The sequence below is a fragment of the Arthrobacter caoxuetaonis genome, from assembly GCF_023921125.1.
GTDB classification, from domain to species: domain Bacteria; phylum Actinomycetota; class Actinomycetes; order Actinomycetales; family Micrococcaceae; genus Arthrobacter_B; species Arthrobacter_B caoxuetaonis.
This window is the reverse complement of the sequence record NZ_CP099466.1, coordinates 1,077,754-1,103,258: the sequence shown is the minus strand read 5'-3', so window position 1 is coordinate 1,103,258 and position 25,505 is coordinate 1,077,754. Positions and strand designations below refer to the sequence as shown.

Sequence of the window (25,505 nt, the reverse complement as noted above, 5' to 3'; positions counted from 1 at the left end):
GATGCCCGGCCTGCTGCGAGGCACCAGGGGTTTCGTCCTCGCCGGACTCTTCCTCTCCGCCCTGCTGGTGGGCGGCGGGATCCTGCTGTCCAGCCTGGCGGGTCCCGCCCCGGAAGACCCGGCCGCTAATTCACGGGGGCCTGGACCAGGGGCCGCACCCGGCCGGGAATCTGACGGCGGCCAGGAAGCTGACCCCGGCCAGGAGCCGGGCAGCAACGCCGGCGAAGAGTCCGCGGCTGCCCCCAATACCCAGCCGCCGGCTGCGGTGCCTGATCCGGAACGTCCCCTGGAGGTCCCGCCGGGCTCAGCAGGCAACGCCGCCGGACCGCTCCCGGCGTCGCGGGACGTGCCCGAACCGATGACCCTCATCAGTCTGCCGCTGCCGCCGGCCGACGCCGCCGAGGGCCGGCTGGCCGGAGGATTCCCGGAGCAGCTGGTTCCGCCGGCTCACGCCACAGAGGTGGTTTCCTCTTCCGTGGCCGCTTCCGGGAACACCCTTCAAGCCGGGCTCCGGGCCACCAGCGCTGCAGCGGCCCGCGACGTGCTTGCCTTCTACTCGGAGCACTTCAGCGGACTGGGTTTCCAGCCGGGAGCTGAGGAAACCGTCGGCGGCACCACCAGGGCAGTGTGGTCCTACGGCACCAGTTCGGTGACGCTGAGCATCGGGCCGGACGCCGGTGGGGCGGCCCTGGATTACTCAATCTTCGCGATCCTGCGCGCCGGCATCTAGGACTATCCGTGTACCTCTCCCTCGCGGGCCAGCGCGCCCCCTGGCGGAACCGCGGCGCGGCTTCCGTGCCGTTCCGCCTCTCTCCCGTGATTCTCTGGCTGGGCATCGTCAGCCTGCTCACCGATGTTTCCTCCGAAGCGGTGGCCGCGGTGCTGCCCGTCTACCTCACTGGTGCACTGGGTTTGTCCATCCTGGCCTACGGCTTCCTGGACGGACTGCAGCAAGGCATCAGCGCCGTCATACGGATTGCCGCGGGCTGGACCTCGGATACCCTGGACCGGCCCAAGTGGGTGGCCGCCGCAGGTTACGGTTTGTCGATGGCCGCCCGCGCCGGACTGCTGCTCTCCGCATCCGTGGGGGCCGTGGCGTCGGTGATCACCCTGGACCGGATCGGCAAAGGCATCCGGACCGCGCCGCGCGACGCCCTGATCACCACGGCTGCCCAGCCCGAGCATCTGGCCCGCTCTTTCGGCGTGCACCGGATGCTCGACACAGTGGGGGCAACAGCCGGCCCGCTGCTTGCCTTCGGCATCCTGCTTGTGATTCCGCAGGGCTATTCCACCGTGTTTGTCTTTTCCCTGGGCGCTGCGATCCTGGGCGTCGCGGTGATGGTGCTCCTGGTTCCCAACCTGCGCACCCGGCAGGCTGCCGGCAGGTCGGAGCCCGCCGTTCCACAGTCCGAACCCGGGGGGCCGGCGCAGGCACGCCTCCCCCGTCCCACCCGCCGCCAGGCCCTGCGGGAGCTGAACACGCCCACGGTTCGGCGCCTGCTTCTGGCCGCCGGGGTGCTGTCCCTGCTCAGCGTCGGGGACGGGTTCCTGTACCTGCTGCTGCTCACCTCGGGCGGCTTCAACCCGGTGTGGTTCCCCCTGCTGTTCGTGGGGACCAACGCCGCCTATCTGCTCCTGGCGATCCCGCTGGGCCGTGCGGCTGACCGCTGGGGACGGAAGAAGGTGTTTCTGCTCGGCCACGTGGGCCTGCTCGCTGCCTACGCCTGCGCGGGGTTCGGCGGCCTGGGTGCCACCCTGATGTGCCTCTTCGCCCTGGGCGCTTTCTACGCCGCTACCGACGGCGTGCTCGCAGCCCTCATGGGCGGGCTGGTGCCCGCCAGGGTGCGGGCAACTGGCATTGCCGCCGCCCAGACGGTGGTAGCGGTGGGGCGGCTGCTCGCCTCCAGCCTCTTCGGCGTGCTCTGGTACACCCTGGGCCCGGAAACGGCGCTGTGGACGGCGGCGGCCACGTTGGCTGCCGTTCTTCCGGGGGCGGCCTGGCTCATCCGGTCAGCTTCCACCCGGAAGCCAGTACCTGCTGACGCAGCGGAGACCGCGCAGTGACGGATCTGCAGGAAGAGCACCATGTGCCTTCCGCTGTGCGCTGGCGGTTTTTGGCGGTAGTGACTGCGGCAGTTGTCGGCGGGAGTGTTTTCTACGGTGTTTCCTCCTTCCAGGACTACCGTGAACGTTCGGCTGCGGCCCCCGGCGTGGCGCTGGAAACGTCCGGTCCGCCGCCGGCGGGCGGGTATGTCATGTTCCGCAATACCGCTTCCGGGGCCGGTTACGGGCACATTGGCACGGTGCCGCTTACGGAGCCGGGAGGTCCGCGCCGGCTGGAGGACACCGCCTGTGACCGCATCTATGCTTCGGCGGCTGTGCGGTCCTGCCTGCAGACGACGCCGGGCGTGATGACCACCTTCTCCGACGTGGTGCTCGACGCCGACGGCAACACGCTTGATTCCTGGCCGCTGCCGGGGATCCCCAGCCGCACCAGGGTGTCCCCCGACGGGTCACTGATCGCCTCCACGGCGTTCGTGACAGGACATTCCTACGCCGGCACCGGGTTCTCCACCGAAACCCGCATCACGGGCGTGGACGGGACGGACCACGGCAACATTGAGGACTTCGCACTGTTGGTGGACGGGACGCGGGTAACAGCCGCCGACCGCAATATGTGGGGCGTGACCTTCAGCGCCGACGGCGACACCTTCTACGCCACCGCCGCGAGCGGGAACGCCACCTGGCTGGTGCGCGGCAGCCTCTCCGCCCGGACCCTGACGGCGCTGCGGGACGGTGTGGAATGTCCCTCCCTGTCACCGGACGGACGGCGGATTGCGTTCAAGAAAGAAGTATCCGGCTCGGCCACCCCGCACTGGCGCGTGGCGGTACTGGAGCTGGACAGCCTGGAGGAAGCCGTGCTGGGCGAGACCCGTTCCGTTGATGACCAGATCGAGTGGCTCGACGACGCAACCGTGTTGTACGGGCTCCCGCGGGACGGGGCGCCCGGGGATTCGGACATCTGGTCCCTCAGCCTGGCCGGCGGGGAACCGGAGCTGTTCCTGGAACACGCCTGGTCCCCCGCCATCGTCCGCTGACTTGTCCGTCCGCTAAGTTCCCTATCCGGTCGCTTCCCGGCCGGCAGTTTCCCAGCCGGCAGCTTCCCGGCCGGTAGCTTCCCGGCCGCGGATCCCGCCATGGGCCGCGGCCGGGAACGCCGCCGGGACCTAGCCCGGCGGGCCAGGCCGGGGGCTGAAGACGACGTCGACCAGATACGTCGCTCCCGAGGGCGTGTCCGGGAAGACTCCGGTGTAGGAATAGCGTCCCCCGTTGGCCGGGACGAGCAGCGGACTGCGGTCACGGCCGGTACTGAAGCCTCCGGGTGTTGCCGAATAGACCCCTGCCGGGGCGGTGTACGCCACCGTGTACTGTGCACCCGGAACCAGCTGGACGGGCGAGGGAAGGGCAGCGGACTGCCACCCAGCGGGCCCGTCCGGGAAGGATACCCGGCCGAGTTCCGCCCCGCCGGCGTCAAAGAGGTATCCGGTGCGCGGCCCGGTGTTGCCCTCCCCGCGGTAGAACCGTACAGCACTGACCTCGCCCGGAGCGGATACGGAGAACGCTGTCCCCAGCGTGACCGGCGTGCCGTCCAGCACCCGGTCAATCAGCGGAACGTCGGCCTGGGTGTAGAGGCTGCAGGGGCAGCCGTTGTCCGGGAGCTCAGGCTCGGGAGGAGCATCCCCCGGCGTGAACATCACATCGACCAGGTAGCTGGCCGCAGAGGAGCTTCCGGGGTAGCCGCCGGAGTAGGTGAAGCGTCCTCCGGAAGCTTCTACGCTCAGCGGCCCGTACTCGTAGGCCGACGCAAACTGGCCGGGCGTGACCGAGTAAGTGCCGGTCGGAGAGGTGTACGCGGCCACGTACTGTCCGCCAGCCCGGATGTGCACAGGAGAGCTGAACGTCACGCTCTGCCACCCGCTCCCCGTTTCGGCGGTGAAGGTCGCCGACGCCAGGACCGTGCCGTCTGCGGCGAACAGCCGCCCCGTGTGGGTGCCTGCGTTACCCGGCCCCTTGTAAAAACGTATCCCTCGGACCGCTCCGTCAGCCGCGGAGCGGAAGGCAGTACCCAAAACCACCGGCCGTCCGTCGGCCACCTGCGCGATGAGCGGGACGGTGTCCGGCGGGAACAGGCTGCAGCACTCTGCCTCCGGCGTAGCCTGCGCCGTGGTGAAGGACCAGGCGCCGCTGCTGTCCGAGGCCAGTCCCTCGGCGGAGGCTGCCGTCAGGTCGACCGTGTAGGTGGTGGAACCTGCCAGCGGTGCGGCGGGGCGGAAAGTGGCGGTGCGTGTTCCGGCGTCGTACGTGGTCTGTCCGGCCACATGCCCTCCGTCAGGGCCGCGCACGCTGAACGCCGCGGAACCGGCCACGATAGCGGAGGAGAACACTCCGGACACGGTGGTATCCCCCGGAACGTCTGTGGCTCCGGCTGCCGGAGCCCTCGAGGAGACTCCCAGCACCGGACCGCCCCGCTCGAAAACGACGTCTACCAGGTAGCCGGACGTGGATTTGCGTTCCGGGTAGGTTCCGCCGTAGACGTACCGTCCGCCGTCGGCCGGAACGGTGAGGGGACCGAACGTGTAACTGCCCGCGAACTGGCCGAGGTTCGCCGAGTACGCGCCGTTCGGAGAGCTGTACGCGGCAACGTACTCCTGTCCTGGCTGAACGGGGACGGGAACGGCAAAGTGGGCCGTCTGCCAGCCGGAGGCAGATTCGCCGCTGAAGGTCACAGCCCCGAGTTCAGCTCCGCCGGGTCCGAACAACCGGCCCGTGTGCACGCCGGTGTTCCCCGGTCCCTTGTAGAAGCGGACTCCGGTGACGGTTCCGGAGGTTTCCGGGCGGAAGGCCACGCCTAGGCTTAGCGGGATTCCGTCGGAAAGCTGGGGCAGGGCCGGAATGGCTTCCTCCCGGAAAAGACTGCAGGGACATTCGCCCTCGGCGACGGTCTTGGCGATGGTGAAGGACCACGTTCCCCCGGAGAGCAGCGGATTGCCGTCAGCGTCCACGGCGCTGAGCTCCGCGGTATAGCGGACACCCTCCCCCAGTGCGGACTCCGGTACGAATTCCGCCGTGCGGCTCGCCGCCGAGTAGCGGGTGGTGCCCGCCACCGGTGTTCCCGCGGCATCCCGCAGCACAATCCCCACGCTTTCGCGAACCACTTCCTTGGACAGCACCGCAGAGATGCGGGTGTCCGCCGGAGCTCCGGCCGCGCCGTCGGCCGGCGTCTGGGATGACGCGGACAGCGGGGCGTTGCTGCTGGTGTCAAACACCACGTCGACGAAGTACGCGGTGTTGCGGTAGCTGTCGGCCGGGAACCGTCCCGGAGTGCTGTTGTACACGCCTGCCGGCGGTGCGCCGAAACCTCCGGCAACCAGCAGCGGGGCGGCGGTTTTGCCCCGCGCGGACCAATGATCCGGGGCCATGGCGTAATGCCCGGCAGGAGCACTGTAGGAAATGACGTAACCGGCGCCGGCGGTGACTGCCACGGGCGCGGGGAACGCAGCCTGCTGCCAGCCGGAGGCACTCTCGCCGGTGAAGGCCACGGTCGCCAGGGCGGTGCCCGATGCGTCCCAAAGCGTCCCCGTGTGGGTGCCGGTGTTGGCCTCGGACTTGTAGAACCGCACAGCGCTGACGTACCCGCTCACAGAGGGCGAGAACCGCATGCCCACTTCCACGGGGGATCCGTCGCCGCTGTCCCGTGTTTCCGGTTCCGTGCTTCCGAAGACTGTGAACGGGCCTGTCGCTGCCACCGGAACCGAGACTCCTGCCGCAGCGAAATTGCCGGTGTCGTCGATGGCCCGGGCACGTATGGTCTGGGTGTCCATGCCCTGCTGGAGGTAGGTGTAGCTCCAGTTGGTGGTGCCCTGCGCAGCGGACCAGGTTTCGCCGTCGTCCGTGGAGATTTCCACGCCGGCAACCCGGCCGCCTCCGGTATCAGACGCCGTCCCCGTGACTGTGACGGCCGTGCCGTTGGCCGCGGGCGTCCCGGGGGCCGGTGACGTGATGACGGCGGTGGGCGGCGATGTGTCGGTACTCGCAGCCGTCCTGGTGAGCTGGGAATCGAGCGTGTCCGGCTGCGCACCCATGTCCGCCAGGAGGTTGACCTGGGCCTGCTGCATCCGCCGGTCGGCTGGATCTCCCCAGCCGTCGTGTTCCCGGTCCAGTCCCCAGGTCCACTGGATGCTGCCTGCGGAAAAGACCAGGGCACCGCTCGGCGCACGGTACTGGGTCAGGTGGTGTGTGGTTGTCCCCTCCGTCACCGTATTTCCATAGTCCCGCAGATACTGCGGGGTTGGGCCGGTGGTGGTGGAGAGCCGGGCGAGCCCCGGCGGCCGGAAACCGTTGTCCAGGTCCTCATTGGATTCGTAGCCGATGGTATGGGCTGCCAGCTGGGTGCGGCTGCCGGGGCTCTGGGAGGCAAGCTCGGTGTGCCGCCATAGCCGGTATTTGCCTTCATCGGCGCTGACTGTGATTGCAAGGTCCGAGAAGTTCGCCACGTAAGCGGTACCGGTCAGCGCGTTCTCCGGAACGCCGCCGCCCCGTGACTGCGGGGCCAAGCGGGGGTCGCGCCAGGTTCCGGTCCATTCCGGCTCCGGATCGATCTTGGTATTGGCCCAGGTTTCCTTGTAGCTGACCATCGTGCGGTATGCGGTTCCGTCCGTTGTTGACGGTTCGTAGCGGGTGCGCCAGTACACCTCGTTTCCGGAGAGGAACTGCAGGTTCACCCCTGCGTCCCGGGCCGCCTCCACGTTGGCGCGCTGGGCGCCGGACCAGTATTCGTCATGGCCCACGGAGAGGAAAACGCTGTGGTTCTTCAACGCTTCGCCGTGGCGGTCGGTGTCCACGCCGGCCTGGTAAGTGACGTCATAGCCGTTCTTTTCCAGGAAACGCACCAGCGGGTACTCGGCACCGAAGTAGAAATCGCGCCCGTCGTTGTCCCCCCGGGTGGTTACAGGCCTGTTGTAGCTCAGTTTGTAAGCCCGGCCGTTCGCGGCTCCCTGATAGAAGTTGGAACCGCCGTAGGTGTTGTACGCCTGCCACGTGGGATCCGAGGTCTGGAAAACGACGTCGGACGTGGAAGCATCGTTACGCATTACGAAGGTGATGTGGCTGGTGCCCCCGGTGTCCAGCCGCTTGAGCAGCGCAACGTAGACTCCGGAGACCACGCCGGCCGGAACATCCCAGGTGGCTGAACGGCTCCAGGTACCGCAGTCAACCAGTTCGGTGCTTACATCGCGCAGGCACTCGGGCTGGTGCTGCGGAAGCTTCGCCGACGGCGCCACGGAGGCTATCTTGCGGGCACCCAGCCCCTGGTACCAGCCGGTGCGGTAGATATCGATGGTGTACGCCGAGGCATCGGTGTCCACCTTGAAATCGAGGCTTTCGCCGGCGTTGACGCTGATGTCCGTTGAGAATCCCTGGATGCTGGGATCTCCGGCTTTCTCAATGTCCCACTCGTCCGGGTCCGCTCCGGGCTTGGCGTTCTCACACGCCACCGGGTTGACGGCCGCCGCGCAGTTCTCGGCCGCGGCCGCCGGGAGGGGCGCCAGGAGCACCAGCTGCGAGGCTGCCAGGAGGGTCGCCAGCAGCAGTGCGGTGAGGGCAGGGACACTCCGGCGCCTTGGGTCACGCGGGGCCGTTTCGGTTTTCATCATGTTCTGGATCCTTCAAATGCTTCCGTTCCGGAGAACCCCACGGTAGGAGCCTCCGGCCGGAAGGAAAGCAGTGGGCGGTACCGGCTCTTCACCTGCACTGGTGCGGAGAGGGCGGCCGGAGATGGGTAGTCTCACCCTTGGCCGGCGAGCGGAACGCGGTAAATGTGGAAGGTGTACTCGTGTTCAAAGCTGTCGCTGAAGCTGCCATCGCCTCCGGCGGACAGGACACGATTTTCGAACAGGACTTCGACGTCGCCGGTGGCTGTCCCCTGCGGCAGCTTGAAGGTCCGTTCACCTGGCTCACTGCCGCCCTCGGGCATCGCGAACACGTAGGCATGGGTGCCGTCGGTCTTGAGCATGGTGTCCAGGCCTGTGCCGAACGAGTACTCGTAGGACTGGGTGTTGATGACCGGAGCCAGTTCATGGATCCGGTTATTGACCTCCCGCACGGCATCAATCTGGGGCTGTCCGCAGAAATCGGGGATGACCTGCGAGGCCCGGAACACGTTTGACGTTTCACATTCGCCGGAGAAGCTCTGGTTGAAATACAGGATGCCGCGGGCCTCATTGATCACGGCGCTCATGACGGCACCCTGGATCTGTCCTGGCTGGGCGTATCCGGAGTACGTTCCCTCAGCGGGACCGCCGTTAAGGTTCTCGACGAAGTGCCACAGCCGCTGCAGCGAACCGTCTGCGGCGTCGCGCATCCGGAGCGCCTCGACAGACCGCCCGTAGCTCGAGGCGGTACGGCACGCCGGCTGGGTGATTTCCACCAGGTACGGACTGCGGTACGGCTCCAGCGAGCAGTGCGGGACCGTGTACCAGTACATGTCCATCGAGACGACGTCGGTGGGCCCGTTGACCAGGTTCTCCGCGTCGCGCGCAGCCATGTCCTGGCTAATGACCATCTGGGTGAAGTTCGCCATCGTGAACGTCCCCGCGGGAGCCGTTTGCGCCCGGGCCTCCAGTTGGCGCAGTCCCTGCTCAGGACTGAACCGGCCGTCCACCTCGTCATCAAGGAAAGTTCCCACCCAATGAGGGCTTTCCGGATTGAACGATTCGTTGAGCCGGTCACCGATCCAGAACACGTCGTTGGCTTCGAACAGATCGAAGCTGGTGTCCTCCGACAGCCCGATGTACGTGTTCAGTCCCAGGGACTTGTCATACTGCACTTCCTCATTGCTGCTGATCCCGTTGTGCCACGACACGATCGGGAAGAACGCGGGATCGGACCATCCCGCCGCGTCAGCGTTGGAAAACTGTGCCCAGTACTCTGATCCTCCTTCCCATGGGATGCGGGGCAGGAAAAGGTCCGCGGACGCATCCGGCTCCTGCGCCGGTGCAGCCGCTTCTGAGGTGCAACCGGTCAGGGCAGCTGCCAGGACCAGTCCCATCGCCCCGGCGCCCCTGGCTGTGCAGGCAAACCGTTTCGAAGCGCGGCCTCCGGACGGGACGTCGGCCCGGACAGGACTGGCCCGGCCTTCCGTTCCCGGGCTGCAGTTTGGCAGGGCTGTCATGGATCCTCCTGGAGGGGGCTCTTGCCGTTTGATGGTGTCCTGTTCAATCCGCGGTAGCTGCCGGCCACGCCCGCCATGAGGAAGAGCAGGGCCGCGGAGATGGAAAAGTTCAGGCCGTCAAAGAACGCGAACAGGACGCCTCCGGCCAGTATCGATGCGGCCAGGGCAGCTCCTATAGCCCGGACAGGACTTCCCGCCGGGGCCGTGCTGCGGGCGGTCCGGAACGAACACCACATCCCCGCAAGCAGGACCAGAATCAGCAGGAGCACCCCGATCACGCCGATTTCCACCAGCGCGGTCAAATAGCCGTTGTCGAAGATCCGGTAGTGCGGCAGGAACGTTCCGAAGCCGCGTCCGAAATAGAGGTTGCGCGACGCGATTTCCACGGCTATGTCATAGCTGTCGGTCCTGGAAAGCGAACTCGAGTCGTTCCCGAGGGACTGGAACATGCCGCGCACCGTTCCGGCGATGCCCGGCACCGCCACATAGACAATCCCCATGACCACGGTCATCGCGATCAGCACCCTCAGCCGCACAGCGGCAGACCACGTCGGGACCAGGACCACGAGTCCCACTGCCGCACCGATGAAGGCTGAGCGCGAACCGGAGGTGATCGACGCCAATGCAAGAGCGAGGACCGGCCACCAGCGTGCGGCCAGGGAGCGTTGCCGCTCGGTAAGTGCCAGTGTGAGCGCCAGTGGCAGCACCATGGACAGCACGACGGCGTATTCCAGCGGCTGCGACGCGGTGCCGGAAGGACGGACAAACTCTCCGCGGCTGCTCACTGATCCGTAGGCGCTGTCCGCAGTGAAACCGGGAAAGGACATCCATTCGAGAAGGCTCTGTCCGGTCAGGAACTGGCCCAGCCCCAGGACCGCGGTCAAGCCGCCCATGAATACCAGCCGCCGGATCAGGACCAGCCAGCGCTCCCAGGAGGGGATCCCGTCATTCGCCAGCAGCGCGATCCCCACCCACCCGGCGACCCGGAGCATGCCGGTGTCTGCCGGGGTCGATTCACTGGGCGGGATTCCCTGCAGGTTGGAGACCGCGTAGCTCATGAGCACCGCTCCCAGGAAGAGCAGCAACGCCCAGCGGACAGCCTTGGATCCATGGGGAACGGCAGTGGTTCGCCGAAGCCGTTCGAAAACCCACCAGAACAGGCCGAGAAGCCCCCACAGGGTCGACGGGCGGCCCAATGAGCCCAGGGCGGTAATGGCCAGGTAGGAGGGCAGCACCACGGTGAGGATGAGGTACACGGTCAGGAAGGACACGGCGTCGCCGGTGGTGCCCGCCCGGTTGTCTGCGGCACCGGCGTAAGCCGGCTGGGCGTCTATTCCCGCCATGACTGCCGCCTTCCCCGGCGTGTGGCGGCAGCATCGACAGCCGCCGCGGCGGCGCAGGACAGCGCAAGACCGCTGGTGCCGAGGGCAACCAGCGCCTTGGCCTGCCCCAGGCGGGTGGTCCCGAAGGACGTGATGATCAGTTCCTCCGGGGCCCGTTCAACAGTGATGAGTGACGCCGGGTCGGCGCCGGCCTCGATCTGGAGGTCCCTGCTGACGGCACGAACCTCGGCAAGCACTTCTTCCATGCCTTCGCTGACCTGTTCCCGGGACGGTCCGGCGACCTGCACGGACAAAACAGGCCGGCTGAACGAGGACACCCACTGCCCGCCGGTGTCCAGTATGTTGATCGATGTGCCTTCCCGGATGCCGGTCCCGAACAGTGAGGCGGTCGGTGAGGCCAGCTTGGCGGACGGGCTTCCGGCCAGGACCTTGCGTTCAACGATTGCGGTGAAATCGATAAGGGTCTGTGATTCGGTCTCCGTGAGGTGGCGGCCCTCCCCCGGCAGCCCGGGCGCCAGGAACACCAGGTCGGATTGGGCGGCGTACACGGTCTCTGACTGGCTCAGGACCCAGAACGCCAGGAACGTGCACAGGATCCCGGCGAGCAGGACGTACCAGCGGCGGACCAGGATCTCGATAAGGCGGGCTGCGGTCACCGAACCGGGACATCTTTCTCTGGCGCAGGCAGCTTCACGGTCCCCGGACGTCCGCCGCTCCGCGCCGGCGTTTCCCGTCCGGCCGGGCTCAGTCCTGCGGCGTCGATTGCCGCCCGGCGTTCGCGGCGGTGCAGCAAAAGGCCGTCCAGCAGGGCCGTGACCATAAATGTCGCTGAGAGACCGATCAGCCCGGCGACGCCCACTACCTGCAGGGTCTGTTTAACATTGAGCACCGCTTCGGCGTCGACAACCACGGGCATAATGTCGATTCGCTGCTCCTGTGTGACAGCCAATTCATCCTGCATACGGTCCAGCGTCGCCGGCAGCGTCTGCATCGCTCCCTCCAGCAGCTCCAGGGATGCGGCTTCCGTGTCCGCCGTGGCCTGGACCACCACGATGGATCCGCTCGTGGTCCGGTCAGCTTCCACGGTGTAGGTCGCGGAGTCGAAGTCGTCCAGCACGCGGTCACGAACGGTTGGCGAGTTGGCCTGCCGGACCAGGACGTCGAGCGCCTCACTCATCCCTCCCAGCAGCAGGTAAGGGTTCCCGTCGTCGCCCACGTTGGCAGTCGGAGGCATGAGCACCATGCTGCCTCGAGCGTCGTAGGACGGCGGCACCAGGTAATTCGCTGCTGCGCACATCAGTCCAGTCACGGCCAGCCCGAAGAGGACCAGGTACCAGCGACGGACGAGCACCCGCAGGCTTTGTGGCATCGTCATGATCTTCCCCTCGCCACGGCGGCCTTCAAGGCACCGATGTGTTCTTTTACCCGGTCGATTCCGTCTTTGCCTGCCAGCTGCAGCAGGACGGTCTTGGCCGCTGTCCGCAGGCCGGAACGTACCGCGCGGCGCGGAGTTCCCAGCAGCAGTTCATACGTGCGCTCGGCAGCCGAGGGTGGTTCCGCACCGCTGAGCAGCCCCGGGAACAGTCCCCGGTAGTTTTCCGGTGGTACCCGAACGCCACGGATCCGGTTGCTGACGTTTCCGCCGTGAACCACCTGAAGCCACCCCGGAGGCCCCTGGACTTCCCTCACCGGCATCGTGCGCCCGAGCATCGTGTGCCACTCAGTCCAGCAGGTGACAGCGCCCGCCCATGGTTCCACCACGGAGCAGAAGGCGTTCGTCCGGTCGGTGCGGGCGAACAGGCGCCGGCCGCTGAGTATCAGGCCGCGCGGCAGGTACAGGGCGCTCCGGACACCGCGGGCGTGGCCCGCGGCCTGCTGCAGGCGCTCCACAAAATCTGCTGCCACGCCGTCGTCGTTGTCCAGGTTGGTCGTCATCAGTTCTGCCGCCGCCGACCCACCGGAAAGCGAACGGAGGTCCGCAAGCAACTGACCGTTTTCGACCGATGCCCGGAAGATGGGGGTAAACAGCCCGCCGGCCGACCATTCCCGAATCCGGTCCCTGAGCCAGTGCGGGCTTTCGGGATCGAAGTAGATCACCCAGCGGAATGCTGTCTGTGTTTGTGCTGCCACTGAGGGCAGGCAATAGCGTTCGAAGAGCTCCGCCCGCTCCCGGAGCCATCCATCTCGCGCACGGACCAGGGATTCGGGGCCGGGAGTGGGGAGGTTGAACCTGGTGATCAGGAAGTGGTCGCCTTCCCACGCCGGTGCCGGAGCATCGACTGCCGCCAGGAACGCCCGCGCACGCGCATCCCAGGAATGCTCCCGGGCCACGTGCTGCCGTTCGGCAATCTGCTCCCGGGTGGGTTCGGCTTCAAGCACTCGTTTCACGGCGGCTACGAATCCTTCGGCGGTGCCCTCAATGAGTACATGTCCGGTGCGCAGCCAGCGGGCTGCCGGCAGATCGGTGGCAACGACCGGCAGCCCCGCCGAGAGATAATCAAGGGTCTTCAGCGGAAAACTGGCACGGTTGAAGGCCGTATCGGCGTAGGGGGTGATGCCTGCCGACGCCCTGCTGAGCCGGTCCGGGATAGCTGCCGCCGGAATCTCCGGTTCCCAGCTCACGCTGTCCATGGCCAGGATCGAGTCCAGCCGGGCGCTGACTGCCGGGTCGCGTTCGGTGCGCGGACCGATGACCTTCAGCTCGATTCCAGCCGTGGCCAGCGCCTCCAGGATGGAGAGGTCCAGGCGTTCGTTGAGCTGGCCCAGCAGCACCGCTGTTTTGCGGCGGGGGCCGTCCGGCGGGGCTGGAAGCGGCACGCACCCGTTGGGCAGGTGGAGTACCCGCAGCCCGGGCTGCAACTGCTGCAACCGTTCTGCCAGGTCCGGGGTGACCGCCGCTACCAGGTCCGCATCGCGGAGGTTCCGACGCATGCAGCGGTCGATCCGGGCGGCGGAGAACCCCATCAGGGGCGCTCCGGCCACCCAGTCATCCGTCACGAAGAAAACCTTCACACCTAGTATGCCCCGGGGAAACCGTGCGAGGGGGCCGGCAACAATGACCGCCGCGGGTGTCCTTCCCTCCCGCAGCCGGGAGTTCAGGGCACGCTGCAGCATCATTTCCGCGACAGGTTTGATCACCGGCCGTGATGCACCCGGAGGAACAGGCACGATGATCCGGGAGATCCGGTGTGCCACCTTCTCCGCGGAAGGCAGCACGCCCCTGGCCCGCCCGCCGAAGACCGGCGCAGGTGGATCCACCCACGCGACTTCGCGGTACTCGGCCAGGGCACTCGCCAGCTGTTTCTCGGTGCCGGCAATCTCATTCCACGGCGTTCCCGCTATCCACCACAGCGGTCCATTGGCACTCATGAGGGGGTCCTCTCCGCCTGCGGAACCGGACGGCCGCCCGACTGCCGGGTCGCGGCGCTCCTGCGGCCCGTACGGCCCAGCAGTACATGGCCGCGGAGCGGATCGTGGGCCAGGAGGACCAGGTCGCTCCCCGCGCTCAATTCGCCCAGCAGCTGGTATCCGGCTGCGGTGGTTGTGCCGCGCAGAATGACCAGGGTGCAGCCTGAAAGATACTCCGCGGCTCCCGCTGCCGCCGCTGGGTCCGCCACGTAGGCAACTACCCGTGCCTCTCGGGTGGCCGGCGGTTCACCGCCGCTTCCGGGAATCATGGTCAACCGCGGCAGGGAGGGATTCAGGTTGAGTCCACGGTGCAGCGCCCGCAGCCCGCGGTCCCGGCCGGGTTCACCGTAGAGGACTGCCTGGTCGAGACCTTCACGCCTCACCACGTCCGTGATCGTTCTGGAAAAATCGTCGGTGAGCAGCTTCTGCTTCAGCGGGGAAAGCCTCAGCCGGATCTGCTTGGCGGCTCCCGTGCGCAGCCGCCAGCGGAGCCGGCGGCTTGCCCGCTCCCGGGCGCGGCGCACATCGTGCCGGACGTGGGCCGCCAGCTGGCGCCCGTCGCCCGGCGCAGCCGCGGATGCCCCGGCGGAGGTGCGGGCCGCAGAAGGGAGCTGCCCGCAGGCCTGCAGGTGATGGTTCAGTTCGCGGAGCCAGTCTTCGTCCGAACGGAACGGAACCGGACAGATCGAGGCACGGGCCGGGCCTTCGGCTGTCCCCAGCTCCAGGCTCCGCCGGATGCGGTCCAGCTCGCGGTGCCTCAGGTCCGGGAAGCGCGACGCGGCAGCTGCAGCCTGGTCCCGTTCCCCGCCGCACAGCAGGGCGCGGATGTGGGTCGCCCACAGGACCGGGTCCGGATCAGGGGCGGACCGGTCCGTGAAGGTGTCCACGAGTGCTTGGGTTGTCCAGTCCCTGGCCGCCTGCGCATTGCCGGCTGACAGCTCGCAGTACGCCAACCCGAGCACCGCCTCCGGAATGAAGTAGAAATTCAGGCATTTCAGGAACTCCTGCCGGGCGCCGTCCACGTCGCGGCATTCCAGCAGATGCCAGCCGGTAGCCAGCAGGCCGCGGTCCCGCCCGCCTGCGCGGAACGGGTCCGGGCCCTGGCCAGCCGGTGCCAGGAAAAGGTTTCCGGCCGGTCCGGCCTGCACAGTGTGCTCCCCGGGACCGCGCTTCGCCTGCAGGTCCAGCCATTCCCTGATCTGGCTCCGGTGCGCCTGGGTGTGCCTGGAGTGCACCAGGTCGTGGCCGGCCGCAACGACCGCTTCCAGCCGTTCCGGGTCCGCCAGAAGGGCATCCAGTTTGTCCGGGATCCCGGCAGCCTCGCCGAGGACACAGTTTTCCATGTCCACGAATCCAAAGGCCGCGAGCGCGGGGGTGTCCTCCGCCACCAGGCAGGCGCCTGCGGCCGGGATTTCCAAGTGCTTGCGGACCAGGTCGCGGGACATGCTCCCGCACGCGGGCACAAAGACGCTGGCGCTGAGAAGCCGCGCGTACTGCTCGCCGTACACCGTCCGGCCGCCGCCCTTCCCCCATCCGTAGTGCGGCATGGTCATGGTGGCAAAGCTGCGGGAAAGCACGCGCCCGAGGGCGTTGCGCCACGGATAGTGGCGCTCCTGGCTGCCGGTAAAGAGAACCGGAATGTTTTTCTCTACGGGATAGCGACGGAAAATGGCGGGGTCGACGGCGTTTGGCCAGACAAAGAGCCGGTCCGCGATCTCGGGCGTGTACTCGGCCATCGCCACGGAGGTGGTGAAGAACTCCTCCACCCCCCAGCGGTCCATGTCTGAAAGGAAGACAGCGCGGGCAAGATCGTAGGCATCTGAATGCAGGAAACCCAGCTTCGGGATGTCCGGCCGGCTGCCGGTGTTCCTGATGTTCCGCTCTCCGGCGTAGACACCGGATTCAAAAATGCTCAGGGCCGGCTGGAAGGAATCGCACTCAGCGGCATAGTCGCAGTCGCGGTCAATGACCTTGACCTCGAAAAAGTGCTGCAGGATCTGGACATGTTCGTCCAGATGCCCTTTAAGGAACGCAGGCAGTCCCGGCTTGGCCCAGCGGAAAAAGAGCAGCCGTGGCCGGTCCTGCAAGGGGCTGGTCATACGGTCTCCTTGTGTCGCCGCAGCCCTGCCAGCAGCGGGAGTTCGATTCGGTCGTAGGCGGCCAGCAGGGTGCCTGTCCGGCCGCGGGTGATGGCGGGCAGGCTCCGTCGGAGCATTGGTGCGCTCAGGAGCGCGTACGCCGCGCAGCCGGAGAACCCGCCCAGCAGGAGCCGGGACAGGTCGCTGTTCCCGGCCGCAGCTGCGCCCAGCGAGACCATGGCTGCGGCCGCGGCTGCTGCGGCAGGAGCGGCCGCAGCCCGGCCCAGGAGCCGGGCTGCCCCGGGAACCGTGCCGCGGACAGCGCGCAGGTAGAGGGGCATGACGGCGAGCGCGATGACGCCAACATGGACCCAGGCGGCACCCGGCAGCCCGAAGGGCCCCAGGCTCAGTCCGACCGCAGGGATCAGGACTATCAGCCACGCGGCTTGGACGCCGAACACGGAGCCGGCACGTCCCTGCCCCACCAGCAGGTTGGAGAGAAGCAGGGACACGGCGAAGATCCCGCCGTAGAGTGCCAGGACCTGCAGTACCGGTGCGGCAGCGGCCCAGGGCTCCCCGTACAGGACAGCCACCAGCTCACCTGCGAGCGCAATGGTCAGCGCCGTAATCGGGAACGCTATCAGCGCCACCAGCCGGGAGGTCTTGGCCAGGAAACCGTGCAGCTCCGCTGACCCTGCCCGCATCGCGGAGAAGGCGGGCATCGCCACGGAGTTGATTGTGGACTGCATGACTGAGGTGGACCAGGACGCCACCGTGAACGCCAGCGTGTAGATGCCCAGCTCCACAGGTCCCAGGAACGCCCCGATAATCGCGTAGTCGGCGTTCAGCAGGCTGTAGCCCAGCAGGTTGGCCCCGGCCAGCGGCAGCCCAAAGCGCAGCACCGGACCTGCCTCGGCGCGGCGCAGGCGGGGCCAGTAGGTACGGTCCACGCTGAGCGCCATCACGACGCCGCTGACCAGTTGGCTGACCACGCGCGACCAGGCGAAAGCCATGGCGCCGTCGCCGTTCAGTGCCAGCAGGATCAGCACCAGGTTGGTTGGCACAAACGCCACGGCCGAAGCGAGGAAGACCTTGCCCTGGCGGAACTCACGCACCAGCAGGGCTCCGGGAACCGTGAAGACTCCGCCCAGGACGACGGCGATCGCCAGGACCCGGATGGGCCCGGCGGCTTCCGGAGCGCCGAGCACCGCGGCGAGCGGGTCTGCGGCCAGTGCCATGACCCCTGCCAGGAGCAAGGAGCTGGCCAAGGCCAGCAGGGCCACCGTGGAAGCTACCCTTTCCGGGTCCAGGTCGCGGCGGGCAATGCAGGAGGAGAGACCGAGTTCCCCGAAACTGGAAACGATGGCGTGGACCACCAGCGCCGCGGCGAAGACCCCAAAGTCATGGGGCGTCACCAGCCGGACCACGACCACCATCACGGCGATCCCGGCCAGTTTCATCATGAGCGCATTCGCCCCGCTCCACAGGGCACCGCGGGCAGCCCGCGCGCCGATGTGCTGGAGACCGGAGGAAGCGGCCGGGTCTGTCACCGCAAAGCCTCCGCAAGGGTCGCAGCCACGTACTCCTGCTGGTCCCGTTCCAGGTGCGGGTAGATGGGCAGGGAGATTAATCGTGCGGCGGCGTCTTCGCTGACCGGGAAGTCGCCGGGACCGTAACCGAGGTGCGCATACGCGGCGGTCAGGTGGACAGGGACCGGGTAGTGGATGGCGGCAGCGATGCCAGCGCCGGTGAGGGCTTCCAGCACCCGGTTGCGTTCGGCTGCAGGCACCCGGACCGCATAAATGTGCCAGACATCGGTGTTGCCTTCGGCGGTGGCCGGAAGCACCAGCCCAGCTATCCCGGAAAGCAGTTCGCCGTAGTAGGAAGCAGCGGCCCGGCGGCGTTCGTTCCAGGCGTCGAGCCTGGCCAGCTTGGCGCTGAGGACAACCGCCTGCACGGCGTCCAGGCGGGAGTTCATTCCGGGAACCTCGTGCAGGTACTTAACCTTGCTGCCGTGGTCCGACAGGAGACGAACCCGGTCGGCTATGACGGCGCTGGAGGTCAGGACCGCTCCGGCGTCACCGGCTGCGCCCAGGTTCTTGCCCGGATAGAAGCTGGTCCCGGCAGCGTCCCCGAGGGTACCGGCGCGGCGGCCGAACCGCTCGGCGCCCTGGGATTGGGCGGCGTCTTCGATCATTACGGAGCCGAAGCGGCGGGCCGTCGCTTCGAGCTGCTCTACCGGGGCCGTCTGGCCGAACAGGTGCACGGGCATCAGGGCCTGGGTGTTTGGCCCTGCCGCCTGCTGCACGCTCTGCGGATCGATCAAGAGGTGCTTCGGGTCTACGTCGGCCAGCACCGGACGGCCGCCCATGCGGGAAACGACTTCGGCGGTGGCAATGAACGTGTTGGCCGGCAGGATGACTTCCGAGCCCGGTTCCACACCGCAGGCACGCAGTGCCAGTTCCAGGGCGTCGGTGCCGTTGCCGACGCCGATGCAGTGCCGGCTTCCCAGCCACTGTGCGTACGATTCTTCGAATTCGTCGACGTGGGTGCCGCCGATGAAAGCGGTCCGGGCGAAGACGTCCTTCAGTCCGGCCTGGATTTCCTCGTCAACTTCTGCGTGCTGGGCGGCCAGGTCCACAAGCGGTACCCGCATGGCTGGGGTGGTTTTCATTCCGGGTCAGTCCTGTCGTCGTCGGGCAAGCCGGCCATCACTGAGGCGAGGGTGTTCTCTGGGGGCTGCAGTTCCCTGGCCGGAACCCCGGCCCAGGTTTGGCCCGCGGGGAGGTCCTGCAGCACCACAGCGCCCATGCCGACCACGGCACCGGCTCCGATGTGCACACCCTGCCGGACTGTTGCGCCCATTCCTACGTAGGCGCCGGTGCCGACCCGAACGCCGCCTCCCAGGCAGATTCCCGCAGTCAGGGTCGCGTAGTCCTCGATGATGTCGTCGTGCGTGAGCGTGCAGTTCGGCATCACCGCAACGTGCCTGCCCACGGACACACTGGCTGTCAGGACCGTTCCGGCCAGCAGGATGCTGCCCCTTCCCACGGTGCAGCTCTCGGGAAGGTGCACTGCGGGATCCACGAAGGTGGCGAACCGTTCCTCACCGATTCCTGCTTTGGCCAGGGTCTCGACGATCTGCCGCCGGGCCGCACCGGAGCCTGCGCAGATGATGAACCGGCAGCGCGGATAGCTGACGGCGTCTTCAATTGCGCCGAGTACCGGAACCCCTTCGACCAGGGTCCCGTGCAGGGCCTGGTTGTCATCCAGGAACCCGAAGATCCGGTAATCCCCGGTCAGCCGCAGCGAGGCCAGTACCTCCCGGGCCAATCCCCCGGCGGCCAGGATCAGCAGCGCGGGCATGTTCATGGCTTCCGGCTGCCGGCAACGGCCTCGATGACCCGCGCCTGCTCTGACTCGGTCATCTCGTGGAACAGCGGCAGGATCAAGGTGCTGGCGCTGAGCCGTTCGGTGACTTCCAGGGAAGCAGCGCCGGTATCGCGGTCCCGGTAGGCCGGTTCCAGGTGGGAGGCCATGATGCCGCGGCGGGCCGAAATGCCCTCACCGGCCAGCGCCTCCAACACGCCGTTGCGGTCTGTGCCGAAATCCGGCAGGACCTCGATCCAGTACGACTGGAAGTTCGATTCTCCCCACGGCGGATCGGTGACAGCGCGGAGTCCCTCGATCTCAGCGAACGCCTTGGCATAACCGGCAGCCAGTTCCCGCCGGCGCCGCACCACTGCGTCGAGCCGGTCCAGCTGGACCAGTCCCACAGCGGCCTGCAGGTCAGTCATGCGGTAGTTGTAGCCAACTTCCGTGTAGGACTCGGAGGGAGCCAGGATGCTGGCGCTGCGTTCGGCAGCGGAGAGGCTCATCGCGTGTTCACGAAGGGTCCGGGCGCGCGCTGCCCACTCAGGCCGCGACGTGGTGACCATGCCGCCCTCGCCGGTAGTGAGGATTTTCCGCGGGTGGAATGACCAGGCCGCGATTTCGGCTCCCGCCCCGGCCGGCGCACCGGCGTAACGGGTTCCGGCGGCGCAGGCAGCGTCTTCCAGGACCGTGATGCCCAGCGGATCGCACAGTGCCCGCAGCGGGACGAGGTCCACCGGCACGCCGCCCTGGTCAACCGCGATGACCGCACGGGTTGCCGGGGTAAGCGCAGCCCGGACTGTTTCCGCGGTCAGGTTGCCGGTCACCGGGTCCACATCGGCAAATACCGGCCGGGCGCCCACATACGTGGGTGCGTTAGCCGTGGCGATGAAGGAAAAGGAAGGCACGACGACGTCGTCCCCGGGTCCAATGTCCGCCACCACCAGGGCCAGGTGCAGCGCCGTCGTGCAGCTGGACGCAGCGACCGCATGGCCCGCCTCCATCCGCGCGGCAAAGGCTGCCTCAAACTGTGCGGTACGCGGTCCCTGCGCGATCCAGCCGGAGGAAATGACCTCGCTCACCGCAGCGATTTCCTCCGGACCGAGCCACGGTTTCATGACGTTTATTCTGTTCATACTCCTGTGCTCCCCCGTCCGGCCGCGATCTCCGAGCGCAGCGGAAGCCACCACTCCACAAGCTCAGCCAGGCCTTTGGCCAGGGGCACTTCCGCTGTGAAGCCCAGCTCGGCCTGCGCAGCCGTTGTGTCAGCCAGCCGCCTGCTGACGCCGTTGACCTCACGTTCAGGGCCGAACTCGACGTCGAGGTCTGAATGCATGACCTCCAGCAGCTGCCGGGCCAGCTGCAGCAAACTGGTTTCCGTTCCGCTGGCAACGTTGTAGATCGCCCCGGGGACTCCCTGTTGTGCGGCCAGCACGTTGGCCCGCGCGATGTCGGTGGTGTAGACGAAGTCCATCGTTTGCGATCCGCTGCCGAAAATCAGCGGCGGCTTCCCGTCTGCGATCCTCTCCATCCACCGCACCAGGACCTCGGTATAGACCCCGTGGACGTCCATGCGCGGCCCGTAGACGTTGAAGTACCGCAACCCCGTGTACCGAAGTCCGTACATGGCGTGGAAGCTGCGCAGCATGCCTTCGTTGAACGCCTTGGCAGCCCCGTAGAAAGTGTCGTTGCTGTGCAGGTGATGGCTCTCGGGGGTGGGAAATTGCTCGGCGAGCCCGTAGACGGAGGCGCTGGAGGCTGCCACGACCCTTCCCACGTTGTGCGCAGCGGCTGCTTCCAGCACGTTGAAGGTTCCATCGGCCAGCACTTCAAGCGCCAGCCGGGGGTCTTCGGCGCACTGGGTAATACGGATTGCCGCCTGGTGGAAGACCAGATCCGCTCCGGCCGTGAGGTCGTGGACCAGGTCACGGTTGCGGATGTCGCCTTCGTAGAGGCTGACCCGCGGATCTTCCAGGGCATCGGCAAGGTTTGCGCGGCGGCCGCGGACCAGGTTGTCCAGAACGCGCACCTCTCCGGCGCCGGCCGCCAGGAGCTGGTCAACGATGGCGGAGCCAATGGTTCCGGCACCGCCGGTAACGAGCGCTGCCGCGCCCTGCAGGGATGGGGACTGTGTCATGAGGCGGATTCCAGTTCGCGAGTGGGGAGGAGCCGGACGGGGGTACCGGTTTTCTGGCTCTGGGTAGCGGCTTCGAGCACCGATAGGACGCGGACGCCGGCTGAACCGCTGGTCAGGGAAGGCCTTCCAGTCCGGATGCTGGCTGCGAATTCGGTGACCATCGCTGCCAGGGCTTCGTGTTCGGGCAAGGCCGGTGACCAGGTGTCGCCCAGCCGGTAGGAGATGTTGGACGCGGAACGTTCGTCCTCCCCCGTGTCGCGGCTCAGGTTTACGCCGCGGTCATAGATGCTCAGCCTCTGCTGGGGGTTGAGGTCGTCCCAGACCAGGGTGCGGCGGCTTCCGCCGATGACCAGCTGCCGGATCTTGGTAGGGCTGAGCCAGTTCACGTGGATGTGTGCCATGGCGCCGGTCTCGAGTTCCAGGACCAGGTGTCCCACGCAGGCCGTACCGGCGCCCACAGGATCGGATCCGTGCGCGGAGACCCGTGCCGGCTTCAGGCCGCCCGGCAGGATGAAGTCCAGAATGGAGAGGTCATGCGGTGCAAGGTCCCAGAAGACGTCGACGTCGGGCTGGATCAGTCCCAGGTTGATGCGCACCGAATCGATGAAGAGGATTTCGCCAAGTTCACCGGCAGCCACGAGTTCCCGGATTTTCAGCACGGCCGGGGTGTAGCAGTATGTGTGGTCCGCCATCAGGATCAGGCCGGCGTCCTCGGCCATCTGCACCATCTGTTCACCCAGGACCAGGGCATCGGCCAGGGGCTTCTCCACCAGGACGTGTTTGCCTGCGGCGAGCGCGGCAGTAGCGATCAAGTGGTGGGTGCGGGCCGGCGTGGCGATGGCCACGGCGTCGAGCTCCGGGTCCAGGAGCAGTTCCTCAACTGAGGAAAGCACCGGCACCCCTCCCGCTGAGGCTGCCAGGCGCCCGGCCCGCTCGGTGTCGAGATCGCAGATGGCCCTCAGACGCCAATCTGTGCTGCCGTGGAAGTTCCGTGCCAGGTTGGGCCCCCAGTAGCCGGCACCGATGACTGCGACGTTCAGGGGGGTTTCGGGCAAGGCCGAAGCAAGGGTGGGTGATGGGTGCACTTTTGAGACCAACTGTTCTGTCCGCAGCCATGGGGGCTGAGCTTGATACTGCGGAACACCCTACGAACAGCGGGCAACGGGTCGGATGAGTACCGTATACCGGTCGTCACCGGTTTCTACCCGGACAGATTCCTTCCCTACCGAGTAGAGACAGTCGGCGCGCTACTCCCCCATCAGCTCGGCGGTCAGCTCGTCACGTTTGCTGATGCCGAGCTTCTCGAAGATCCGGTAGATATGTCCTTCCACGGTCCGGACCGACAAGTACAGCCGCTCCGCCACTTCAGCGTTCCGGTATCCCTTGATGACCAATGCCGCAACGTCCTTCTCGCGGCGGGTGAGAACCGGCGGTCCCGAGGCATTGCGGCGGGCAGCAGAAGCGTCGGTGCCCTTGCCGATGCTCCGTTGGACTCTCTGTACCTGGGTACGGTCACCACTGGTCTTTGCCAGCCTCAGTGCTTCCTGGAGTGCCAGCGGCCGCAGCCCCTCACTGTCGGCGTCGACGGGCTCCGCGGCGATATGCAACAGGGCCGTAACGTCCTGGTCCAGGACAGCCCTGGCGAAGACACTCATGGCACGTCCGCGCGGCCCTTGGACGTCTTCGCTCAACTTCAGGAGGCGGTTCATGCTCGTGGAATCGCCGAGATTCATGCTGAGTGCCCGCAGCTCGAATTCGGCCGCCACGAGTCCTTGCTCTTCGGCCTGCGCTGCCGCTTCGCGGAGCTCCTCGAGAAAGGCAGGATCATTCGTCCGGGCGTATTCCGCGGCGAGGCGGTTACCTGCCGCTATGACGCGTGTCGTCAGGGTCCCGCGGGGTGTCAGCTCTCCGGCGTCGGCCAGGAGTTCGTCTGCCCGTCCGGTATCGCCCTGCCGTGCGGAGATCTGCGCGGCAATCGCGAGGGCCAGGGGAAGGCTTCCCTCAGGATCGTGTGCCCGCAGGCCCTCGATGGCCGCCGCAAGCTTGGGCAGTGCAGCACGCAGCTCACCCCGGCGCAGGTCCATTACGGCGAGGCACAGGTCCACAGAGCCCCCGATCCGGATGAAGCTCCGAGAGGAGGCGACAAGATCCTGGTGCACCGAGTTCTGTGCTTCGTCCCAGTAACCGGCCCAAAGCAGGGCTGAGAGATGGCGGTGCAGGACGAATTGGTAGTAAGCCAGGAAACGGTGGTCGTTTCGCAGCACGATCCCCAGTGCTTCACGGGTGAAGTTGACCGCTGTCTCTGCCCGCCCGGTACAGGTGTGGATGTCACCGAGCAGGGCCGAAGCAACCAATACCGCTTCCAGGTCGCCTGCTGCACGCGCCTCGGTGAGCAGATCCGTTAGCTTGGCGGCGGTGGTGCGGTAACTCCCCGCTGCGACATCAATGAGGGCCCCGAGCAGCGCTGCGCCACGCCGTGAGGAGGCGATGTCGGACAGCATTTCGGCGTCTGCCGGGCCCTCGGCGGATGCGCTGGACTCAATGCGGTCGATGGCAGCCTCCCAGGCGCGGCGGACACCGTGGACTTCCTCCGCGTTGGATTCCCCGTGCTGTCTTAGCTGCACCTCCAGCAGGGTTCCCAGTTTGGCGGTCGTGAGGTCCGTGGAAGCATCGACCGTGCCGGCGACGAGCTCCCGGGCTGCCCGGTGATTGCCGCTTTGGTAGTGTGCCCGGGCAATCTGGACGCTGGCCGCCGGCAGCAGCTGCGGATCCTGGATCTCCCGGGCCGCTCGCAGGGCGAAGTTGCTGTCGAAGAAATTGTTGGCCATGAAGGCTGCCCGGAGCAGCTGGTCGTCGGGAACCTTTGCGCCGCAGTCCAGGGACCAGGCAACGCTGCGCAGCAGCCCGTCCATGGAGTCGGTATGCTCCGGCAGGACCTCGAGCACCCTCTGCCGCAGGCGCGCGCTGCGCGCCGCAGGAACCATGTGCCGCACCAGCTCCCCGTACAGCGGGTGCCTGGGACGCAGCAATCGAGGCCCTTCGTGTTCTACGCTGACCAGGTTCGAGGCCGTCAGGGAGTCCACGGACCGGTGCAGGCCCAGCTGGAACGCCACCCCGACGGGCACCGGTTCCGCCAGCGCAATAATCTCCATGGCTTCCCGCTCTTCGTTCGAAAGCCCGGAGAGCTGGGCTTTCAGGAGGTCCCCAAGGCGCCCCTGGGGCGGGCGGACGTTTTCTCCCAGCAGCCACACGCCGTGGCGGGACACCAGGTTCCCGGTCCGCCGTGTCTCGGCGAGCAGAGCCAGGACAAACATCGGGTTTCCACCGCTCTTCCGGGCCAGCTCGGCACTCGTGGTGCTGAGGACCGGTCCCCCAAGGACCTGGCTGCACAGTTCGTGGACCTGGGCGTCAGTGAGGGGCAGCAGGTGGTGCCGCGAAATCACTCCGCTCCAGACCAGTGCGGGTATCCCGGCCGGGATGTCCGTAATGCTCCGGGTAAGCAGCAGCATCCGCACGGTGCCGGAGACCATGAGCTGCGAGAGCAGGTCGGCACTTGCCTCATCCAGTGCGTGGGCGTCATCCACCACTACCAGCGGCAGCACACGCCCTTCGCGGTCTGCGGGCCGCAGGCGTTCAAGCAGGGCCCGCATTACGGCAAGGGGTGAATCCGTGTCATGGGCTGAGAGGACGGGAAGCAGGGGCGCCAGTGCCCCGAAAGGGATTCCGGTCAATGCGGAGCTGGCATGAACCCGGTGCACGGGCATTTCCCTGCCCAGCGTCGCAGCCACGACGTTAGCCACGGCGCTCTTGCCCAGCCCTGCTTCGGCCACAATCAAAGCACCATGCAGCTCAGCCGAGCGCAGGCTGTCCAGGACTGCGCCAACCTCCTCATCGCGGCCAACCAACTGCTGCGAAGCAAAACCTTGCATTATTCCCCC

General features: G+C 67.1%; 17 protein-coding genes. 3 read left to right on the top strand and 14 right to left on the bottom strand.

All coding sequences use genetic code 11. The annotated features are described in order from the left end of the window. Position 1: 1 nt before the first annotated feature. From NF551_RS05000 to NF551_RS04990, 3 genes are read left to right on the top strand one after another with little or no spacing between them, the layout of a single operon-like run. Positions 2–730, top strand: coding sequence for a hypothetical protein (locus NF551_RS05000; RefSeq protein WP_227895064.1), 729 nt, complete (start codon positions 2–4; stop codon positions 728–730). Between the two features lie 8 nt (positions 731–738). Beyond that, positions 739–2,064, top strand: a complete 1,326-nt coding sequence (locus NF551_RS04995; protein WP_227895065.1) for an MFS transporter — start codon at positions 739–741, stop codon at positions 2,062–2,064. Continuing rightward, positions 2,061–3,098 (top strand): TolB-like translocation protein, encoded by a 1,038-nt coding sequence (locus NF551_RS04990; protein ID WP_227895067.1) that lies wholly within the window; start codon positions 2,061–2,063, stop codon positions 3,096–3,098. Before NF551_RS04995 ends, NF551_RS04990 begins: the two co-directional genes overlap by 4 nt. Positions 3,099–3,227: 129 nt before the next feature. Here the strand turns inward: NF551_RS04990 and NF551_RS04985 are convergent, their stop codons facing one another. The 14 genes from NF551_RS04985 to NF551_RS04920 all read right to left on the bottom strand — a co-directional run bounded on the left by NF551_RS04985 (position 3,228) and on the right by NF551_RS04920 (position 25,496). After that, the gene (locus tag NF551_RS04985) at positions 3,228–7,712 is read right to left on the bottom strand and encodes a DUF4082 domain-containing protein (RefSeq protein ID WP_227895068.1); all 4,485 of its coding nucleotides are present in this window, start codon (positions 7,710–7,712) and stop codon (positions 3,228–3,230) included. Between the two features lie 131 nt (positions 7,713–7,843). After that, a complete protein-coding gene (locus tag NF551_RS04980; protein WP_227895070.1) occupies positions 7,844–9,229 on the bottom strand; it encodes a hypothetical protein in 1,386 nt (461 codons plus the stop codon). After that, positions 9,226–10,572, bottom strand: coding sequence for an O-antigen ligase family protein (locus NF551_RS04975; protein ID WP_227895072.1), 1,347 nt, complete (start codon positions 10,570–10,572; stop codon positions 9,226–9,228). The genes NF551_RS04980 and NF551_RS04975 overlap by 4 nt, the downstream gene beginning before the upstream one ends. Beyond that, positions 10,560–11,228 carry a hypothetical protein gene (locus NF551_RS04970; RefSeq protein WP_227895074.1) on the bottom strand — a complete coding sequence of 223 codons (669 nt, stop codon included), beginning with the start codon at positions 11,226–11,228 and terminating at the stop codon, positions 10,560–10,562. Before NF551_RS04970 ends, NF551_RS04975 begins: the two co-directional genes overlap by 13 nt. After that, positions 11,225–11,947: a hypothetical protein gene (locus tag NF551_RS04965; protein WP_227895075.1), complete on the bottom strand. Its 723-nt coding sequence runs from the start codon at positions 11,945–11,947 to the stop codon at positions 11,225–11,227. Before NF551_RS04965 ends, NF551_RS04970 begins: the two co-directional genes overlap by 4 nt. Then, positions 11,944–13,941: a glycosyltransferase gene (locus NF551_RS04960; protein WP_227895077.1), complete on the bottom strand. Its 1,998-nt coding sequence runs from the start codon at positions 13,939–13,941 to the stop codon at positions 11,944–11,946. Before NF551_RS04960 ends, NF551_RS04965 begins: the two co-directional genes overlap by 4 nt. Next, positions 13,938–16,079 (bottom strand): glycosyltransferase family protein, encoded by a 2,142-nt coding sequence (locus tag NF551_RS04955; RefSeq protein WP_227895078.1) that lies wholly within the window; start codon positions 16,077–16,079, stop codon positions 13,938–13,940. Before NF551_RS04955 ends, NF551_RS04960 begins: the two co-directional genes overlap by 4 nt. After that, positions 16,076–17,608, bottom strand: a complete 1,533-nt coding sequence (locus tag NF551_RS04950) for an oligosaccharide flippase family protein (RefSeq protein WP_227895079.1) — start codon at positions 17,606–17,608, stop codon at positions 16,076–16,078. Before NF551_RS04950 ends, NF551_RS04955 begins: the two co-directional genes overlap by 4 nt. Then, on the bottom strand, positions 17,605–18,732 hold the full coding sequence (locus NF551_RS04945) for a DegT/DnrJ/EryC1/StrS family aminotransferase (protein ID WP_227895082.1): 1,128 nt from the start codon (positions 18,730–18,732) through the stop codon (positions 17,605–17,607). Before NF551_RS04945 ends, NF551_RS04950 begins: the two co-directional genes overlap by 4 nt. Then, on the bottom strand, positions 18,729–19,430 hold the full coding sequence (locus NF551_RS04940; protein ID WP_331460443.1) for an acetyltransferase: 702 nt from the start codon (positions 19,428–19,430) through the stop codon (positions 18,729–18,731). Before NF551_RS04940 ends, NF551_RS04945 begins: the two co-directional genes overlap by 4 nt. Then, complete coding sequence (locus NF551_RS04935; protein WP_227895084.1) at positions 19,427–20,548, bottom strand: DegT/DnrJ/EryC1/StrS family aminotransferase; 1,122 nt, start codon at positions 20,546–20,548, stop codon at positions 19,427–19,429. Before NF551_RS04935 ends, NF551_RS04940 begins: the two co-directional genes overlap by 4 nt. A gap of 14 nt (positions 20,549–20,562) precedes the next feature. Next, on the bottom strand, positions 20,563–21,567 hold the full coding sequence (locus NF551_RS04930) for an NAD-dependent epimerase/dehydratase family protein (RefSeq protein ID WP_227895085.1): 1,005 nt from the start codon (positions 21,565–21,567) through the stop codon (positions 20,563–20,565). Next, on the bottom strand, positions 21,564–22,622 hold the full coding sequence (locus tag NF551_RS04925; RefSeq protein WP_227895087.1) for a Gfo/Idh/MocA family protein: 1,059 nt from the start codon (positions 22,620–22,622) through the stop codon (positions 21,564–21,566). Before NF551_RS04925 ends, NF551_RS04930 begins: the two co-directional genes overlap by 4 nt. Before the next feature lie 192 nt (positions 22,623–22,814). Beyond that, a complete protein-coding gene (locus tag NF551_RS04920) occupies positions 22,815–25,496 on the bottom strand; it encodes a LuxR C-terminal-related transcriptional regulator (protein WP_227895089.1) in 2,682 nt (893 codons plus the stop codon). Between the last annotated feature and the right edge of the window lie 9 nt (positions 25,497–25,505).